The organism is Stenotrophomonas terrae (genome assembly GCF_039674165.1).
GTDB classification, from domain to species: domain Bacteria; phylum Pseudomonadota; class Gammaproteobacteria; order Xanthomonadales; family Xanthomonadaceae; genus Stenotrophomonas; species Stenotrophomonas terrae_A.
This window is the reverse complement of record NZ_JBDJMY010000014.1, coordinates 15,461-31,738: the sequence shown is the minus strand read 5'-3', so window position 1 is coordinate 31,738 and position 16,278 is coordinate 15,461. Positions and strand designations below refer to the sequence as shown.

Here is a 16,278-nt window from a genome sequence, read left to right as displayed (position 1 = left end):
CCAAGCCCCCGATCACGGTTACTTGTCCATCTGCAGCACAGCGAGGAAGGCTTCCTGCGGGATCTCCACACGACCCACCTGCTTCATGCGCTTCTTGCCTTCTTTCTGCTTCTCCAACAGCTTCTTCTTACGCGAAACGTCGCCACCATAGCACTTGGCCAAAACGTTCTTGCGCATGGCCTTGACCGTGGTCCGGGCGATGATCTGCGCGCCCACCGCGGCCTGGATGGCCACGTCGAACATCTGCCGGGGAATCAGGTCCTTCATCTTTTCGCAGAGCTCGCGGCCGCGACGATCAGCATGGCTGCGGTGCACGATCAAGGACAGGGCATCGACCTTGTCGCCATTGATCAGCACGTCCAGACGCGCGAACGGGCCGGCCTCGAAACGCACGAAGTGGTATTCCAGCGAGGCGTAGCCACGGCTGACCGACTTGAGCTTGTCGAAGAAGTCCAACACCACTTCGGCCATCGGCAGCTCATAGCTGATCTGCACCTGGCTGCCCATGTAGTTGATGCCGATCTGGCTGCCACGCTTTTCTTCGCACAGCTTGATGATGCTGCCGATGTATTCCTCGGGGGTGAGGATGTTGGCGCGGATGATCGGCTCGCGGATTTCGGCCACGGCATTGCCCCCCGGCAACTTGGCCGGGTTGTCCATCATCAGGATGCTGCCGTCGGTCTTGAGCACCTCGTAGATCACCGTCGGCGCGGTGCTGATCAGGTCGAGGTTGTATTCGCGCTCCAGGCGCTCCTGCACGATTTCCATGTGCAGCATGCCGAGGAAGCCGCAGCGGAAGCCGAAGCCCATCGCCTCGGAGCTTTCCGGCTCGAAGCGCAGCGCGGCGTCGTTCAGGCGCAGCTTGTCGAGGGCTTCGCGCAGGTCCGGGTAGTCCTCGGCGTCGACCGGGAACAGGCCGGCGAACACGCGCGGCTGCATTTCCTGGAAACCGGGCAGCGGCTCGGCGGCCGGGTCGGCCAGCAGGGTCAGGGTGTCGCCGACCGGCGCACCGTGCACGTCCTTGATGCTGGCATTGATCCAGCCCACTTCACCGGCACGCAGCGCAGGCATTTCCTTGCGCTTGGGGGTGAACACGCCGACCTTGTCGACCAGATGCCAACGGCCGGTGGACATGACCTGGATCTTGTCGCCGGGCTTGATCTGGCCCTGCATCACGCGCACCAGCGAGACCACGCCCAGGTAGTTGTCGAACCAGGAGTCGATGATCAGCGCCTGCAGCTTGTCGCTGCCACGGTCAACCGGCGGCGGAATGCGGTGCACGATGGCTTCCAGCACCTCTTCCATGTTCAGCCCGGTCTTGGCGCTGACCGCGACTGCGTCGGAGGCATCGATACCGATCACCGCCTCGATCTCGGCCTTGGCACGGTCGATATCGGCGGTGGGCAGGTCGATCTTGTTCAGCACCGGCACCACTTCCAGGCCCTGTTCGATGGCCGTGTAGCAGTTGGCAACCGACTGCGCCTCCACACCCTGCGCCGCATCGACCACCAGCAGCGCGCCTTCGCAGGCGGCCAGCGAACGGCTGACTTCATAGGAGAAGTCGACGTGGCCGGGGGTATCGATGAAGTTCAGGAAGTAGGTCTGGCCGTTGCGGGCCGTATACGGCACCGACACCGACTGCGACTTGATGGTGATGCCACGTTCGCGTTCGATCGGGTTGTTGTCCAGGACCTGCGCTTCCATTTCGCGCGCGGTCAAGCCGCCACACAACTGGATGATGCGGTCGGCCAAGGTGGACTTGCCGTGGTCAACGTGGGCAATGATGGAAAAGTTGCGGATCATCCGCATTGAATCATGTGACATAGGTGGCGGCGGCGGCGCTGCGTCGTCAGGATAACGGGGCATTATCGCATGCCGGAGCCGGCCCCCGCACAGGGTTTGGCCGGCAGATGAACGAAAGGAGCCGCCCGAAGGCGGCTCCTGTAGGCACGACAAGGCCTGAGCGGCTTATTCGCCGGCCCGGATCGGGACAAAGGCACTGTTGGCGCCGGCGCGGATCAGCAGCATGACCACGTCACCCTTCTTGTAACCGGCCAGCTCCCGGTTCAGCGCGGCGACACTGCCTACCGGGGTACGCCCGACCTGCAGCACCACCATCCCCGGAGCCAGACGTGCCTCGCGGCCGGCCTGGCTGTTCACACCGGTGATGCGTACACCTTCACCGGCATCCAGACCCAGCTGGCGACGCTCGGCGGCGGTCAGGTCGGCCACTTCCAGCCCCAGCAAGGCATTGGCGCCCACCTGCGGCTTGCCCTCATCGGCACCGGCGGCGGTGTTACCCGGCCGCGCAGCATCTTCAGCCAGCTCGCTCAGGGTCACGGTGACCTCACGCGGCTTGCCTTCACGCATGATCCCCATCCGCACCTTGCTGCCGGGCGCCATCGCGCCAATCATCGGCGGCAGCTCGCTGGCATCGTTGATCTGGGTGCCATTGACCATACGAATCACGTCACCTACCTCGATCCCTGCCTTGGCGGCCGCGCTGTCCGCCACCATCTCGTTGACCAGCGCGCCACGGCTATCCGGCAGCTTGAGTCCCTCGGCGGCATCGCTGGTCAGCGGACCGACCAACACACCCAACTGGCCACGGCTGACCTTGCCGGTCTTCTTGATCTGCTCAACCGCATTCATCGCCAGATCAATCGGGATCGCGAAGCTGATGCCCATGTAACCGCCGGACGCGGAGAAGATCTGCGAGTTGATGCCGACCACCTCACCGCGCGTATTCAGCAAAGGACCGCCGGAGTTGCCCTGGTTGATCGCCACGTCGGTCTGGATGAACGGCACATAGCGCTGATCGTTGCCACCGGTATTGCGGCCCAGCGCACTGACGATGCCGGCGGTGACCGAGTGGTCCAGGCCAAACGGGGAGCCGATCGCCACCACCCACTGGCCGGGCTTGAGCGTATTGGAGTCACCTACGCGCACGGTCGGCAGGTTGCGGCCTTCGACCTTCAGCAAGGCCACGTCGTACTGGGCGTCGCTGCCGACCACCTTGGCGGTGAACTCGCGGCGGTCGCTCAGGGTGATCTTGACCGACTCGGCGCCATCGATGACGTGGTGGTTGGTCAGCACATAGCCGTCATTGGAAATGATGAAGCCCGAGCCCATGCTGCGGCCACGCGGGCCGCTATCCGGCCCCTGCTGGCCCGGCCCCGGCATCTGGAAGTCCGGCCCGAAGAAACGGCGGAAGAACTCCGGCATCTGCTCCATGTCCGGGCCTTGCTGGGCAGTGCGCGGATTGCGGCGGGCGCCAATCACGGTATCCACCTTGACCACGCCCGGACCGACCTGATCGACCAGCTGGGTGAAGTCAGGCAGGCCCTGCACCAGCTGCGGTGCGGGCGCGGCGCGGGTAGCGGCCACCTGTTCGGTCGGCGCATTCGGCGCCGGGCTCTGCGCGCAGGCCACCAACGGCAGGGTCATCGCCAACAGGCCAAACACCTTGTTTTGGATAAGTGGGGTCATCAGCTCGAGCCTCCAATTCAGTCAAAGCGGGAAAGAACAGCCAAGCCCGGTACGCCCAACCACAGCGCACAAACCTGGAATCCGGGGAAAACCGGTCGCCCAGAGGTGGACGACCGGCAAGCACTACTTACTGACGCGGCAACAGCCTGCGCGACTCGCCATCGTCGGCGCTTTGTGCCGGCATGCGCGGTTCAAACGGGTAGAACGTCGCCCCACGCTGCTCCTGTGCCGGGAAACTTGCGTTAAGCGCCCCCTGCGACAGCGTCGGCGCAACCGACGAGCGCGGCCAGGGCCGGGCATGCAGCACGCCGTTGCCGGTGGCGAACGGGTCCTGACGCAAGGCCGGCGTTGCCGGCAGCACCGGTGCGGCGGCAATCGCCCGCTGCGGCTCGGCCATGCGCGCAGTGCCGGCGCGTGCCGCCTGCTGGGTGCGGGTGGCGCTGCCACGGCGGGCCGTGGCGTCCTGACGACGACTCACCGCTGCGGCAACCGCAGGCGCGGCCGCAACCAGGCCAGCGACATTGCCCGCATCCGCCGAAGTCGGCGCAGAGGGCTGCACAGGCGCGGGAGCGACTTCGGCAGTAGTGGCAATCACCGGAGTAGGTGCATTGGTCTCGGGCAACTGCTCACGGGCCATGAACAAGGCCACCGCCGCTACCGACGCCGCCAACGCGGCACCGCCGCCCCAACGACGCCAACCACTGCGGGACTTGCCCGGCGCAGCGGGTGCGACAATCACCGGCCCGTTCTGCTGGGCATCGGCGTCCATCGCCTGGCGCACGCGCGCACTGAAATCCAGCGGGGCCGGTGCGCAGGCTTGGCCGCGCATCACATCGCCCAGCACCTGCCAGCGCTCCTGGCAGGCGGAAAGCTCGCTGTCGTGTTCCAGCCGGCGCAGCATGAAGCGCGCCTCATCGGCCGCCAGCTCGCCATCCACCAGCGCCGACAGCTGCTGGCGGTAATGCAATTCGAATTTGTCCGGCGCAGCTGCGGCCGGGTTACGGTCTTGCGTGCTCATACGCGACTCCGTTCACGGGTAGCGCTGGGGGTATCCAGCAAGGGACGCAGCTGTGCATCGATTGCCTCACGGGCACGGAAGATCCGCGACCGCACCGTTCCGATAGGGCATCCCATTTTCTGCGCGATATCCTCGTAACTCATGCCTTCCACCTCTCGCAACGTAATGGCCGAGCGCAGCTCTTCGGGCAACGCGTCGACCGCCTTCATCACGGTCTGTTCCAGTTCCTGGCGCATCAACTCACGCTCGGGCGTGTCGTTGTCACGCAGCCGGACCCCGCTGTCGAACTGCTCGGCGTCACCGATCTCGATGTCGTCGGTGGGCGGGCGCCGGTTGTGTGCTGCCAGGTAGTTTTTTGCGGTATTCACTGCGATCCGATGCAACCAGGTATAGAACTGGGCGTCGCCACGGAAATTCCCGATCGCGCGGTAAGCGCGGACGAAAGTGTCCTGGGCCACGTCCTGACATTCACTCCAGTCGGCGATGTAGCGCCCGATCAACGCGATGATCCGATGCTGGTACTTGCGTACCAGGACATCGAACGCCGCGCTTTCGCCGCGCTGCACACGCCGGACCAGTTCCAGGTCCAGCTCCTGCGGTGTTTCAACCTCGGCCATAACGGGCCGCACTCCTGTCAGCCCAACCGACGTCGGGCAATAAGACCGCTGTTCGCGGCAAAAGTTCAGCACCCTGTCGCAGCGGTACCGCACCAGCTTTTAACTCCCGTTCGGTTAGCCTCGCGGGGCGCTGACCAGATAAGCCCAACACACTTCCTGACATTGGGATTTGACGGCGGGGAAACAACCTCTGGATCATAGCGGTCTTCTCCATACACAACCGGATGGAACGTCCCATGCTTTCAGGCTTCGACGGGCTCCGCTTCAATCATTGGCACACCGAACTGCGCGAAGACGGCGTGGCTGTGCTCAGCCTCGACCGCAAAGACAGCCCGGTCAATGCCATGTCGCAGGACGTGCTGCTGGAACTGGGCGACATCATCGAGCGCCTGGCCATCGACCCGCCCAAGGGCGTGGTGGTGCGTTCGACCAAGGCGGCCGGCTTCATCGCCGGCGCCGATCTGAAGGAATTCCAGGAATTCGACCGCCGCGGCACCGTCAACGACGCCATCCGCCGCGGCCAGACCGTTTACCAGAAGCTGGCCGAGCTGCCCTGCCCGACCGTGGCCGCGATCCACGGCCACTGCCTGGGTGGCGGCACCGAGCTGGCCCTGGCCTGCCGCTACCGCGTGGCTTCCAACGACCAATCCACCCGCATCGGCCTGCCGGAAACCCAATTGGGCATCTTCCCGGGCTGGGGCGGCAGCTCGCGCCTGCCGCAGCTGGTGGGCGCGCCGGCGGCAATGGACATGATGCTGACCGGCCGTACCCTGTCGGCATCGGCCGCGCGCGCCATCGGCCTGGTCGACAAGGTAGCTGCCCCGGCGGTACTGCTGGATGCAGCCGTGGCCCTGGTACAGACGGGGGTGACCCGCCCGTTCAAGCAGCGCGCCACCGCCTGGGCCACCAACACCTTCCTTGCCCGCAAGATCCTGGCCCCGCAGATGGCCAAACAGGTCGCGCGCAAGGCCAAGAAGGACCAGTACCCGGCGCCTTACGCGCTGATCAGCACCTGGGAGCGCACCGGCGGCAGCCCGATCCAGAAGCGTCTGGACGCCGAGCGCCGCGCCGTGGTCAAGCTGGCCAGCAGCCCGACCGCACGCAACCTGATCCGCATCTTCTTCCTGACCGAGCGGCTCAAGGGCCTGGGCGGCAAGGACTCGGGCATCAAGCATGTGCACGTGGTGGGTGCCGGTGTGATGGGCGGCGATATTGCTGCCTGGGCCGCCTACAAGGGCTTCAATGTGACCCTGCAGGACCGCGAGCAGCGCTTCATCGACCCGGCCATGGCCCGCGCGCAAGCCTTGTTCGACAAGAAGGTCCGTGACGAGAGCAAGCGCCCGGAAGTGGCCGCACGCCTGAAGGCCGACCTGGCCGGCGACGGCGTGGCCCAGGCTGATCTGGTGATCGAAGCCATCATCGAGAACCCGGAAGCCAAGCGCGAGTTGTACCAGACGCTGGAGCCGAAGATGAAGGCCGACGCGCTGCTCACCACCAATACCTCGTCGATCCCGCTGGTCGAGCTGCGTGACCACATCCAGCGCCCGGCGCAGTTTGCCGGCCTGCACTACTTCAACCCGGTGGCACAGATGCCGTTGGTGGAAATCATCCACCACGACGGCATGTCGCCGGAGACGGAGAAGCGCCTGGCGGCATTCTGCAAGGCACTGGGCAAGTTCCCGGTGCCGGTCGCCGGCACCCCGGGCTTCCTGGTCAACCGCGTGCTGTTCCCGTACATGCTGGAAGCCGCAACCGCCTACGCCGAGGGCATCCCCGGCCCGGTGATCGACAAGGCTGCGGTCAAATTCGGCATGCCGATGGGCCCGATCGAGCTGCTGGATACGGTGGGCCTGGACGTGGCCGCTGGCGTCGGCAAGGAGCTGGCGCCATTCCTGGGCCTGCAGATCCCGGCCGCATTGGCGACAGTGGAGCCGAACAAGCGCGGCAAGAAGGACGGCCAGGGCATCTACAAGTGGGAGAACGGCCGCGCGGTGAAGCCTGAAGTGGCCAAAGACTATCAGGCGCCGTCGGATCTGGAAGACCGCCTGATTCTGCCCCTGCTCAACGAAGCGGTAGCCTGCTTGCACGACGGCGTGGTGGCCGATGCCGACCTGCTCGATGCCGGCGTGATCTTCGGCACCGGCTTTGCCCCGTTCCGCGGCGGCCCGATCCAGCATATCCGTGCGACTGGCGTGGATGTACTGGTCGAGAAGCTGAAGACCTTGCAGGCCCGGCACGGTGATCGTTTCGCACCGCGGCCGGGCTGGGACATGCCGGAGCTGCGTGAGCCGGTTGTTTGATTTTTAGTGGCTGATTGAATGAAAAACGGAGCCGAAAGGCTCCGTTTTTCGTTCCACCTGTAGTGCCGAGCCATGCTCGGCAAGGGGTCTTGCCGGCAATTCATCAGCGGTGTTTGTAGGAGCGGCGTAAGCCGCGAAGCCAAAGATCAATCAGATTGCAGTTGTTCCGGTAATTCCAGCAATGCCAGCTTCGCGGCTTACGCCGCTCCCACAATGCCAAAGCGCCACCGGTAAAGCCCCTGCCGAACATGGCTCGGCACTACCTTTAGCGGTGCACATGCCCATGATGACCTTGATCATCCGGCCCGTGCGCATGACCTTCGTGATCATGATCAGCACCGCCCGCCTTCTTGTCAGCACAATCGTCGCCACAGTGATCAGCTTCCACCTGCACCGTCACGTGGTCGATATCAAACCGCTCATGCAGCAGATCGGCCAACTGCCGACGCAGTACGTCCGGCGCCTGTCCATCTTCCATCACCACGTGCACGGTCAAGGCCGGCGTGCTCGATGCCAGCGCCCATACATGCAGATCATGGATACCGGCCACGCCAGCATGACCGCGCAGCGCCTGCTCGATATCGGCCAACACCACGCCCTTGGGCACGCCTTCCAGTAATACGTTGATCGCATCGCGCAGCAGCACCCAGGTGCGCGGCAGCACCCACAAACCAATCAGTACCGCCAGAATCGGATCAACCAAGGTCCAGCCGGTGAAGTGGATGATCAGACCGCCGATGATCACCGCCACCGAGCCAAGCATGTCACTCCACACTTCCAGGTAGGCGCCCTTGACGTTCAGGCTCTCGCCACTGCCCGCACTGAGCAGACGCATCGCGATCAGATTCACCACCAGGCCGAACGCGGCAACCCACATCATCCCGGTCGAGGCAATCGCCTGCGGCTGCTGGAAGCGTTGCGCGGCCTCAAACAAGATATAGATGCCAACGCCGAACAACAGCAGGCCGTTCGCCACCGCACCCAGTGCTTCCAGGCGGGCGTAACCATAAGTGCGCCTGGCATCGGGCGGGCGCCGGCTCAGGCGCACGGCGGTCAGCGCGATCATCAGCCCGAGCGCATCGGTGGCCATATGCGCGGCATCGGACAGCAGCGCCAGGCTGTTGGTCCAGAACGCGCCGATGACTTCGACCACCAGGTAAGCGGTGGTCAGTCCCAGCGCCCACCACAATGGTTTTTCGTGGCGGATCTCGCTGGGCAGATGATTGTGGTCGTGACTCATGGCTGGCTCCTTATGGCGGGGCCAGCTTAGTCAGCCTGTTGTGGCGGAGACTATTACATCGCCGCCACCGATTCAGCGATCAGCGCGGACCCAGTACGGTCTGCATGTCATCACCCTGCGGCATGCCCGAACGCATCTGCACCGTGCCGTCCGCGTCCTTGAACAGAATGCCCGGCGTGCCCTGGAAGCCGAGATCAAGCATCAACGCTTCATTGGCACGCAGCTTGGCCTGTACCGCAGCCGGCACCGTCGCCAGCGGCTTGATGCCGCCCTTGTCGAAATCACGCTCGTTCTGCACCAGCGCCTGCTCCGGCGAGGCTGCACCGAGAATCGCCGCAGCCTTGTTGGCGCTGTCCTCGCGGATCACGCCGACCAGGATCTGCCGGATCTGCACCTTGCCCGCTGCCACCCACGGCTGCGCCGCCTGCCAGAAATGATTGCAGTACGGGCAGTTCGGATCGGAGAAGGAATAAATGATGCGCGGCGCATCCGCCTTGCCATCGCGGACCCAGTGGCTGGCTTCCACCTTGGCCCAGGCCTGCTGGCCCATCGGCCCGGACACCAGCTCCTTGAGCTTGGCTGCGCTGACATCTTCGCCCTTGGCGTTGACCAGGGTGCCCACCACCGCGTACTGGCCATCCTTGGATACGTACACGCCCAGCGGGCGTTGGCCGGCGACACCGGCGTAGCCGGTCAGGCCAACCGGCGTTTCGAACGTGCCCATGAACTCCACTCCCTGCGAACGCAGGGTCTTCACCACGGCCGGTTCATCGGCCGCGGCCGGCTTGGTGGCAGGCGCAGCCGGAGCCGGAGCACTGGCGGTCTGTGCGCAGGCCAGCGGCGACAGCGCCATGGCGGACAACAACAGCAACATGGAACGGGAACGCATCATCGTGTGTCTCTTTCAGTAAAGGAGTTATTGCATCTCGCGCAGACGCGCTTCCAAGGTGGCGCGCGACAACTCGCCCATATGCACATTGCGCAGCCGCCCATCGGCAGCAAAGAACAGCGTTGTCGGCAATGCGCGGGCGCCGGTCTGCTGCATCACCCGCGAGTCGGCATCCAGCAGCACATTGCTCAACTGCATTTTTTCAGCGCGCAGATAGTCGGCAACTTCGTCGCGGGTTTCGCCCTGGTTGGCGAATACGAACTGCACATGCGGGTGCGCCAGCTGCGCCTGTTCCAGCACCGGCATCTCGCGCCGACACGGCCCACACCAGGTCGCCCAAAGATTGATCACGGTGGGCTTGCCAGCGAAGGCGGCCAGCGGCGCCGGCTTGCCCTGCATATCAACCAGCACTGCATCGGGCAACGGAATCGAAGACCGCTGCAACGCGAACAGCGCCATCCCGCCGATCAGCCAGAACGCCGCGCCAGCGGCGAGTCCCAGCAACACTGGCTTGCGCAGAAGGCGTTGGCGCGTTTTCCACAACGCATAAGCGGCGGCGACCAGCAGACCGGCCCAGATCGAATAACCGCCATCGCCCAGGCGAATGATGGACAGCGGCTGCGTCAGGTAGTCACTGGCATGCATAGCCACATGGGCCAGGCGTGCACCCAGCAAACCCAGTAGAAACGCATCCAACACCACCGCGCCGGCACGGCTGCGCATTCCATCGGCAGCCGGTGCCAACGCACGCGCGAAGAACCAACCAATCGCCAGCGCCAACAATGCAACCAACGCCATCAACGGAAACGGACCGGCGCTGATCATTCAGCCAATCCGATGCCGCCAAGCACAACCCAACTTGAACAAACAGTGAATTCAACCATCAACACAAAGTCCTCAAAAAACTGCTGTTGTTGCCGATAATGACCGGCTGCCTCTTGGCACTTTACCGGTCGTACGCATGAATATCGCCCCCTCGCCCCATCCCTCTTCCGACACCGACAGCAGCGCGCTGGCCGACGCCTGGAAACTCAGCCTCGAGGCTGCCGGCCCCGCCGCAGGCAACGTGCTGGCCGATCTGGCCGAGGGCCATGCCGCCGAACTCGCCGCACATTTTTACAAGGTCATGATGAATGACGCGCGTGCCTCACGCTCGATGTCACATGATCAGGTGCGGGTGCGCCTGCAACCGGCGATGCAGCGCTGGGTACGTGATCTTCTGCGGGCCAGCACCGCCGACGTCGAACAGTTGATCGCCCACCAGCGTGTCATCGGCGATGTGCACGCACGCGTGGGCATACCGGTGGACTTGGTCACCCGCGGCACCCGCGTGCTGAAACAACGCCTGTTCCAGTTGATCGGCGAACAGGCCGGGCATGGCGAAACCGCACACGCGGCCATCGCCAGCCTTACCGCTTCGTTCGATATCGCGCTGGAGGGTATGACACTTGCCTATTCCAATGCACGGGAACGTTCATCACGCACCGATGCGGCGTACCGCCTGTTCTCGCTGGTGCAGAACGTCAGCACCGAGCGCGAACGCCAGCGCGCCTTGCTGCTGGACTGGGAAAACACCTTGCTTTACGCACTTGCGGCGCAGGGCGACATGGGCGGTTTCCAGACCCTCGCGCGCTCGGAGTTCGGCCTGTGGTTCAACCACAAGGGTATTCCGAGTTTTGGCGAGAGCTCGGAAACCCGCCAGATCAGCGCCCTGATCAGCGAGGTTGACCAGTTGCTGCAGCACACCCTGCAGCAGGACGGCGACCCCGCCGTGCGCAGTGCGCAGCTGCAGGAGGTACGCACCAAGGTCAGCCAGGCGCGCAGCCTGCTGGGCATGTTGTTCGAACGCATCGGCGAACTGGATGCCGGCTGCGACGCCTTGACCAATCTGCTAAATCGGCGCTTCCTGCCCACTGTGCTGCGCCGTGAGATAGAACTGGCGGAAAAGTCATCCGACGGCTTTGCCGTGCTGTTGCTGGACCTGGACCATTTCAAGGCAATCAACGACACCCATGGCCACGAAGCCGGCGACCGCGCCCTGCAGCATGTGGCCGGCATCCTCAGCCAGTTCACCCGGGGCAGCGATTACGTGTTCCGCTATGGCGGCGAAGAGTTTGTGGTGGTGCTGGTCGCCGTCGACGAACGGCAGGCCCTGGTGATCGCCGATGGCCTGTGCCGGCGCATGGCCGATACCCCCGTCACCCTGGCCGATGGCCAGCTGCTGGAGATCAGTGCCAGCATCGGCGTGGCCCTGTATGACGGTCACCCCGACTACGAGAGAGTAATGGCACGCGCCGATGCCGCCATGTACCAGGCCAAGAAGCAGGGACGCAACCGGGTGGTACTGGGCAATGACGCCCTGCCGGTTGCACCGGGACGCAGCGGGCTGCGCCGCGATTGAGCGCGCGCAACCAACCGATAGCACATGCCGTGCGGGCAGCAACGGCCTAGGCTGGGCACGGGTGCATCAGGTCACCCGACTCCGGAATCCGTCATGCCCGCAACCCGCGCCCTGCTCATCGCGCTGCTGTGCAGTGCCCTGCCCCTGTGGCAGGCCAACGCCCGCGAAGTGCCTGAACCGGCCGACCACGTACCGGCCGATGGCCCTTACCTATTCCGCGACGGCAAACGGCTGCAGGCGCAGTGGATCTGTGACGACCAGGTCATCACCCGCCAAGTCAAACGGAAGCGCGACATCGCCCGCGGCGTGATGCCCGAATGCGGCTACCCGCATCCATTGCACATCGCCCCACTTGCCGATCCCGCCGTAGCCATATTGCCGGCGGTGCCGCGCATCGTCGCCGTCTCCGACATCCACGGCCAGTACGGTCTGCTGCGGCAACTGCTGCGCGCCAACGGCGTCATCGACCCGAACGACAACTGGGCGCTGGGACAGGACACGCTGGTGATCGCCGGCGATGTATTCGACCGCGGCCCGCAGGTCACCGAAGCATTCTGGCTGCTGTACAGCCTGCAGCAGCAGGCCGCGCAGGCTGGTGGCGCAGTGCACTTCGTGCTCGGCAACCACGAGACCATGGTGCTGTACGACGACCTGCGCTACGTCAATCCCAAGTACCTGCGCAGCGCGCAGCTGCTGGGCCGCAGCTACCCGCAGTTGTATGGAGCCGATACGGTGATCGGCCAATGGCTGCGGACCCGGCCGGTATTGCTGCGCATCGGCGATACCTTGTTCCTGCATGGCGGCATTTCGCCCGAGGCCTTGCCGCTGGCTCTGGATCAAACCACAACCAACGCGGCCTACCAGGCATCGCTGGGCCGGCCCAAGGCCGAGGTCAAAGCCGATCCAATCACCGCACCGCTATACGACGGCAAGACCAGCCCGATCTGGTACCGCGGCTATTTCGACGGGCGCCTGGACACGGCCGGCGTACAGGGCGTGCTCGACCAGCTCGGGCTCAAGCGCATCGTCGTCGGCCACACGTCCATGCCGCATGTCAGCAGCTTCCATGGCGATCGCATCATCGCCATCGACAGCAGCATCAAGGATGGTCAGAACGGCGAACTGTTGTTCATCGAGAACGGCAAGCTCAGCCGCGGCTTGCTGGATGGCAGCCGCGTGCCATTGGCGACCGGTCAGATGGAAAGCGAGGACTGAAGAACACGTCGCAAAAAGCTCTCAGAAATTGACTCTTTATGACGTCAGGTTTCATCTGACATTCACATAGCAATAACCTCATCTCGACCATGGTAAATGAGCAGGCTCGGCGCAGATTCGAGGGAGGCGGTCGGCGCGCGGGTAGCGGTTGAACTGGTGATCCCGTGGCAGGAATCCGTTCCGGCCGCCAATGGTGTTTCTCCCCCCGGAACACGCGATGAAACCACTGACGCTGGCCACATTGCTGCCATTTGCACTGCTGCCCGCCACGGCAGGCGCGCAGGACTCCGTTGCCGCCCTGCGCGCAGAAATCGCCCAGGCCCAGCAACACCTGCAGTCGCTCAACGCTCGGCTTGATGCACTGGAACAAGGGCAGCCCAGTCCTTCGGCGAAACCTCCGCCATCGCCGACCTCGGCATCGCAGCTCACAACCGCGCCGCCCAACCCCGAGACTCCGCGCAACAGCCAGTCATCGATTGCGCAGACCATCATTCCCGCCCGCGATTCGGTTGCCGATCCGTCTACCGGCGCCTCGCGCCCGGACAACGCCCCCTCGCCCAACGACCCGGAACTGAAAGGCTTCATCGCCATTCCTGGCACCCAGACCCTGATCCGGCTCGGTGGCTACGCCAAGCTCGACGCCATCGCCGATAGCCGCGCCGCCGGCGACACCGAGCAGTTCATTCCCTCGTCGATGCCGGTGGATGGCCCGCACCGCGATGTCTCGCATTTCGGCATGCATGCCAAGCAGACCCGTTTCAGCTTCGAAGCGCGTCGGCCAACCACGCATGGGAACCTGCGCTTCTACCTGGAGAACGACTTCTTCGGCAGCAGCGACAGCTATGAGTTCCGCCTGCGCCATGCCTACGGGCAGCTGGGCAACACCTATGCCGGCTACGGCTATTCCACCTTCATGGATGCCGACTCGCTGCCGGATACCCTGGACTTTGCCGGGCCCGGTGCGGCCGGCTACCTGCTGGTTGCCGGCATCCACCACAGCTTCGCGCTGGGCAAGGGCAATACCTTGACCGTGGCCGCCGAAGATCCGGATTCACAGCTGGCCAACATCGGCCAGAACGACAGCAGTGTGGAGCACCTTCCCGATGTCAGCCTGATCGCGCGCATGGAGCGCGATTGGGGCCATCTGCAACTGGGCGCGGTGCTGCGCAGCCTGCGCTATGACGGCGACGGCCGCAGCGACCGCACGTTTGGCGGCGGCCTGCAGTTGAGCGGCTCCTATGCCGTGGCCGAGCGCGACCTGTTGCTGTTCGGGCTGGTCGGCGGCAAGGGCATCAGCCGCTATACCGCCGACCTCACCGGATCCAACCTGGATGCCGCCATCGATGGCGACGGCCGGCTCAAGGCGCTGCCGCTGCGCGGCGGCTTCTTCGGCTACACCCATTACTGGTCGGAGCTGTGGCGGTCCAACCTCATCTACGGGCAACTGCAGATCGACAGCGCCGACGCGCTGGCCAGCGATGCGTTCCGCCGCAGCCGCTATGCCGCACTGAACCTGCTCTGGAGCCCGGCACCGTCGTGGACCATGGGCATGGAGCTGCTGTACGGCCAGCAACAACTGCAGGACCGCCGTGATGCGGACACGCTGCGCCTGCAGGGCAGCCTTCAATACAACTTCATCAAGTAACAGGCAGCCGATGCCTGCACGCACCACGTGCAGCTCGCCACCCAACGATTCACGCAATGTCCTTCCCATCGAATGAACCGGCTTAGCCGGTGAAAGGAGATAGTCATGGCAGGTCAGAAGAAAATCGGGGTCGTTGGCGCGACCTTCCTGGTGGCAGGCAACATGATGGGCTCAGGCGTGTTCCTGCTGCCATCGAGCCTGGCCAAAATCGGCACCGCCTCGATCTGGGGTTGGCTGGTAACCACGGCCGGTGCGTTGCTGCTGGCCTTCGTATTCGCAAAGCTCGGCAAGCTGGCGCCCAAAGCCGGTGGCCCCTACGCCTATGCACGTGACTGGTTCGGCCCGTACATGGGCTTCCAGACCAATACCATCTACTGGTTCGCCAACTGGATCGGCAATGTCGCCATCCCGATCGCAGCCGTCGGTTACTTCAGCTACTTCTTTCCCATTCTTTCCGAACCATTGCCCCGCTGCATCGCGGTACTGCTGCTGGTATGGGCATTGAGCTTTGCCAACGTGATCGGCCCGTCCTTCGTCAGCCGCGTGCAGACGGTGACCACAAGCTTCGCGCTGGTGCCGATCCTGGGCATTGCCATCTTCGGCTGGTTCTACTTCGACCCCACCATCTTCAAGGGCGCCTACAACGTTTCCGGCCAATCCAATTTCGGTGCGGTCTCCAGCGCGGCAGCGCTGACCCTGTGGGCCTTCATTGGCGTGGAATCGGCGTCGGTTACCGCCGGCGTGGTGGAAAACCCGGAAAAGAACGTGGCCCGCGCAACCCTGGCCGGGGTATTCCTGGCGGCAATTGCCTATATCGCCAGCTCGTCGGTGATCATGGGCATGGTACCCAACGCCGACCTGCAGGTATCGGATGCGCCGTTCGCGTTGGCCGCGGCAAGCGCGGTGGGTGGCTGGGGCGGCGCGTTGGTGAGCCTGTGCGCCTTCGTCGGTGCCGCCGGTTCATTGGGCGGCTGGATCCTGTTGACCGCGCAGAGTGCCAAGGCGGCCTCGGATGATGGTCTGTTCCCCAGCGTTTTCAGCAAGATCAACAAGGACGAGGTGCCCGTCAGGGGCGTGCTGATCGTCGCCGTGCTGATGACGCTGGCGGTGCTGATCACCTCCACCTCGGAAACCGCCTCAGCGCAGTTCGACGTGATCACTTCGGCGGCGGTGGTGCTGACCCTGCTGCCCTATATCTACTCCTGCGTGGCCTGCTACTTCGTGGTCGAGCGCTCGCATACGCTGGCCCACACCGGCGCGTTCTGGCTGTTGACCAGCATCACCGTCGTCTACTGCCTGTGGGCCATCTATGGTTCGTCCGGCAGCATCGTGCAGTACGCCTTCCTGTTCGTACTGTTCATCACCGTGTTCTATCCGTTCTTCAGCGATGAGCGCCGCAAGCAGCGCCTGGCCAAATTCACTCCGACCGGCACTGCACGTGCCACCTCGAACTGATCCCCCGCT

At 64.3% G+C, this 16,278-nt stretch carries 12 protein-coding genes; 5 read left to right on the top strand and 7 right to left on the bottom strand.

Annotated features, from left to right (window positions below):
* Positions 1–18 precede the first annotated feature (18 nt).
* The 4 genes from lepA to rpoE form a co-directional block, all read right to left on the bottom strand.
* Positions 19–1,809 (bottom strand): translation elongation factor 4, encoded by a 1,791-nt coding sequence (lepA, locus tag ABE493_RS08530; RefSeq protein ID WP_346498566.1) that lies wholly within the window; start codon positions 1,807–1,809, stop codon positions 19–21.
* Positions 1,810–1,968: 159 nt separating this feature from the next.
* Positions 1,969–3,489, bottom strand: a complete 1,521-nt coding sequence (locus ABE493_RS08525) for a DegQ family serine endoprotease (protein ID WP_346498509.1) — start codon at positions 3,487–3,489, stop codon at positions 1,969–1,971.
* A gap of 127 nt (positions 3,490–3,616) precedes the next feature.
* Positions 3,617–4,507, bottom strand: a complete 891-nt coding sequence (locus ABE493_RS08520; protein WP_346498508.1) for a sigma-E factor negative regulatory protein — start codon at positions 4,505–4,507, stop codon at positions 3,617–3,619.
* A complete protein-coding gene (rpoE, locus tag ABE493_RS08515; protein ID WP_062168440.1) occupies positions 4,504–5,124 on the bottom strand; it encodes an RNA polymerase sigma factor RpoE in 621 nt (206 codons plus the stop codon). The genes ABE493_RS08520 and rpoE overlap by 4 nt, the downstream gene beginning before the upstream one ends.
* 236 nt (positions 5,125–5,360) lie before the next feature.
* Here rpoE and ABE493_RS08510 point away from each other — a divergent pair, with 236 nt between their 5' ends.
* Positions 5,361–7,424 (top strand): 3-hydroxyacyl-CoA dehydrogenase NAD-binding domain-containing protein, encoded by a 2,064-nt coding sequence (locus ABE493_RS08510; RefSeq protein ID WP_346498507.1) that lies wholly within the window; start codon positions 5,361–5,363, stop codon positions 7,422–7,424.
* A gap of 265 nt (positions 7,425–7,689) precedes the next feature.
* Here ABE493_RS08510 and ABE493_RS08505 read toward each other — a convergent pair whose 3' ends face one another.
* The 3 genes from ABE493_RS08505 to ABE493_RS08495 form a co-directional block, all read right to left on the bottom strand.
* Entirely contained in the window at positions 7,690–8,664 is a 975-nt protein-coding gene (locus tag ABE493_RS08505) for a cation diffusion facilitator family transporter (RefSeq protein WP_346498506.1), read from the bottom strand.
* A gap of 79 nt (positions 8,665–8,743) precedes the next feature.
* A complete protein-coding gene (gene dsbG, locus ABE493_RS08500; protein ID WP_346498505.1) occupies positions 8,744–9,556 on the bottom strand; it encodes a thiol:disulfide interchange protein DsbG in 813 nt (270 codons plus the stop codon).
* A 24-nt stretch (positions 9,557–9,580) separates the two neighbouring features.
* Entirely contained in the window at positions 9,581–10,378 is a 798-nt protein-coding gene (locus tag ABE493_RS08495; protein WP_346498504.1) for a TlpA disulfide reductase family protein, read from the bottom strand.
* A 136-nt stretch (positions 10,379–10,514) separates the two neighbouring features.
* On the opposite strand from ABE493_RS08495, the gene ABE493_RS08490 reads away from it, so the two are divergent.
* The 4 genes from ABE493_RS08490 to adiC all read left to right on the top strand — a co-directional run bounded on the left by ABE493_RS08490 (position 10,515) and on the right by adiC (position 16,269).
* Positions 10,515–11,954 carry a GGDEF domain-containing protein gene (locus ABE493_RS08490; RefSeq protein WP_346498503.1) on the top strand — a complete coding sequence of 480 codons (1,440 nt, stop codon included), beginning with the start codon at positions 10,515–10,517 and terminating at the stop codon, positions 11,952–11,954.
* 93 nt (positions 11,955–12,047) lie between these two features.
* On the top strand, positions 12,048–13,169 hold the full coding sequence (locus tag ABE493_RS08485; RefSeq protein ID WP_346498502.1) for a metallophosphoesterase: 1,122 nt from the start codon (positions 12,048–12,050) through the stop codon (positions 13,167–13,169).
* 217 nt (positions 13,170–13,386) lie between these two features.
* The gene (locus ABE493_RS08480) at positions 13,387–14,814 is read left to right on the top strand and encodes a DcaP family trimeric outer membrane transporter (RefSeq protein ID WP_346498501.1); all 1,428 of its coding nucleotides are present in this window, start codon (positions 13,387–13,389) and stop codon (positions 14,812–14,814) included.
* Positions 14,815–14,919: 105 nt separating this feature from the next.
* Positions 14,920–16,269, top strand: a complete 1,350-nt coding sequence (gene adiC / locus ABE493_RS08475) for an arginine/agmatine antiporter (RefSeq protein ID WP_346498500.1) — start codon at positions 14,920–14,922, stop codon at positions 16,267–16,269.
* Positions 16,270–16,278: the final 9 nt, after the last annotated feature.

Bases quoted from the DNA above. Each gene is read 5' to 3' on its own strand.
- lepA (WP_346498566.1), bottom strand. From the start codon at position 1,809: ATGCGGATGATCCGCAACTTTTCCATCATTGCCCACGTTGACCACGGC.
- ABE493_RS08525 (WP_346498509.1), bottom strand. From the start codon at position 3,489: ATGACCCCACTTATCCAAAACAAGGTGTTTGGCCTGTTGGCGATGACC.
- ABE493_RS08520 (WP_346498508.1), bottom strand. From the start codon at position 4,507: ATGAGCACGCAAGACCGTAACCCGGCCGCAGCTGCGCCGGACAAATTC.
- rpoE (WP_062168440.1), bottom strand. From the start codon at position 5,124: ATGGCCGAGGTTGAAACACCGCAGGAGCTGGACCTGGAACTGGTCCGG.
- ABE493_RS08510 (WP_346498507.1), top strand. From the start codon at position 5,361: ATGCTTTCAGGCTTCGACGGGCTCCGCTTCAATCATTGGCACACCGAA.
- ABE493_RS08505 (WP_346498506.1), bottom strand. From the start codon at position 8,664: ATGAGTCACGACCACAATCATCTGCCCAGCGAGATCCGCCACGAAAAA.
- dsbG (WP_346498505.1), bottom strand. From the start codon at position 9,556: ATGATGCGTTCCCGTTCCATGTTGCTGTTGTTGTCCGCCATGGCGCTG.
- ABE493_RS08495 (WP_346498504.1), bottom strand. From the start codon at position 10,378: ATGATCAGCGCCGGTCCGTTTCCGTTGATGGCGTTGGTTGCATTGTTG.
- ABE493_RS08490 (WP_346498503.1), top strand. From the start codon at position 10,515: ATGAATATCGCCCCCTCGCCCCATCCCTCTTCCGACACCGACAGCAGC.
- ABE493_RS08485 (WP_346498502.1), top strand. From the start codon at position 12,048: ATGCCCGCAACCCGCGCCCTGCTCATCGCGCTGCTGTGCAGTGCCCTG.
- ABE493_RS08480 (WP_346498501.1), top strand. From the start codon at position 13,387: ATGAAACCACTGACGCTGGCCACATTGCTGCCATTTGCACTGCTGCCC.
- adiC (WP_346498500.1), top strand. From the start codon at position 14,920: ATGGCAGGTCAGAAGAAAATCGGGGTCGTTGGCGCGACCTTCCTGGTG.